Annotated in this window: 2 protein-coding genes; one reads left to right on the top strand and one right to left on the bottom strand. The window is 72.3% G+C overall.

Annotation, left to right across the window (positions count from 1 at the left end; translation table 11 throughout):
• On the bottom strand, nucleotides 1-635 hold a 635-nt coding region (locus ACI79A_RS19625; RefSeq protein WP_457085432.1), incomplete at its 3' end, for a sugar nucleotidyltransferase.
• Between the two features lie 112 nt (nucleotides 636-747).
• Between ACI79A_RS19625 and rfbB the strand changes: the two genes are divergently transcribed.
• Nucleotides 748-1,746: a dTDP-glucose 4,6-dehydratase gene (gene rfbB, locus ACI79A_RS19620; RefSeq protein ID WP_457085431.1), complete on the top strand. Its 999-nt coding sequence runs from the start codon at nucleotides 748-750 to the stop codon at nucleotides 1,744-1,746.
• Nucleotides 1,747-1,780 lie beyond the last annotated feature (34 nt).

Here is a 1,780-nt window from a genome sequence, read left to right as displayed (position 1 = left end):
GTGACGGTCAGCCGCCCCTGCCGCAGGTAGTGCTCGTTGACCGCGGTGATCTCCAGCTCGCCCCGGCCGCTGGGGGTGATGCCCCGGGCGACGTCGACGATGTCGGGGCCGTAGAAGTACAGCCCCGGCACCGCGTAGCTGCTCTTCGGGCGGGCCGGCTTCTCCTCGATCGACAGCACCCGGCCGGCGGCGTCGAACTCCACGACGCCGTAGGCCGCCGGTTCGGCGACGTGGTAGGCGAACACGTGCCCGCCGTCGGGCTCGGGCAGCCGGGACAGGGCCGTGCCGAGGCCCGCGCCGTAGAAGATGTTGTCGCCGAGCACCAGGGCCGCGGCCTGCCCGTCCAGGAAGTCCGCGCCGATGAGGAACGCCTGCGCCAGGCCCTCCGGAGCGGGCTGCACGGCGTAGTCGATGCGCATGCCGAGCCGGGTGCCGTCGCCGAGCAGGCGGGCGAAGGAGTCCCGGTCGTCGGGCGTGGTGATGACCAGCACCTCGCGGATCCCGGCCATCATCAGCGTGGAGAGCGGGTAGTAGATCATCGGTTTGTCGTAGACCGGCATCAGCTGCTTGCTGACCCCCAGGGTGATGGGCCACAGCCGGCTGCCGGTTCCCCCGGCCAGGATGATCCCGCGCACCCGGTCACGGTAGGCGGCGCCGGCCCTGCCCCGGCAGCGGCGCTCACCCGCCCAGATGAGGGCCCCGGCGCCGCGCCCCGGTGCCCTGCGACGGCGGCTACCGTCTGCGGACATGCGCGTCCTGGTCACCGGCGGAGCCGGCTTCATCGGATCGCACTACGTGCGCACGATGCTCTCGGGGGGCTACCCGGGCTTCGAGGACGCCGAGGTGACCGTCTTCGACAAGCTCACCTACGCCGGCAACCCGGCCAACCTCGCGCCGGTCGCCGACAGCCCGCGCTACCGCTTCGTGCAGGGCGACATCTGCTCGGCTGCGGACCTGGACGCCGCGCTCCCCGGGCACGACGCCGTCGTCCACTTCGCCGCGGAGTCGCACGTCGACCGCTCCATCGGCGGCGGGGCCACCGACTTCGTGGTCACCAACGCGCTGGGTTCGCAGCAGCTGTTCGAGGCCGCCCTGCGCGCCGGCGTCGGCCGGGTGGTGCACGTGTCCACCGACGAGGTGTACGGCTCGATCGACTCCGGCTCGTGGACCGAGGAGCACCTGCTCGAGCCGAACTCCCCGTACTCGGCCTCCAAGGCCGCCAGCGACCTGATCGCGCGCGCCTACGCCCGGACCTACGGCCTGGACGTCTCGATCACCCGGTGCAGCAACAACTACGGGCCGTACCACTACCCGGAGAAGGTCATCCCGCTGTTCGTCACCAACCTGCTCGACGGGCTCACCGTGCCGCTGTACGGCGAGGGCGCCAACGTGCGCGACTGGCTCTTCGTCGACGACCACTGCCGCGGCATCCAGCTGGTGCTGGAGCAGGGCGCCACGGGCGAGATCTACAACATCGGCGGGGGGCGCGAGCTGTCCAACCGGGAGCTCACCGAGCAGCTGCTGGCCGCCACCGGCCGCGACTGGAGCTCGGTGGAGCAGATCGTCGACCCCCGCGGCGGGGGGCACGACCTGCGCTACTCGGTCGACTTCTCCAAGACCGCGGCGCTGGGCTACGCGCCGCGGATGCCGTTCGAGGAGGGCCTGGCGCTGACGGTGCAGTGGTACCGGGACAACCGCGCCTGGTGGGAGCCGCTCAAGGCCGCCGCCGGGACGGTCCGGGCGTGAGCGACCCCGCCCAGCCGACGGCCTGGCTGGTCAC

The organism is Modestobacter sp. SYSU DS0657 (genome assembly GCF_054050925.1).
This window is presented reverse-complemented; position numbering and strand designations above follow the sequence as displayed.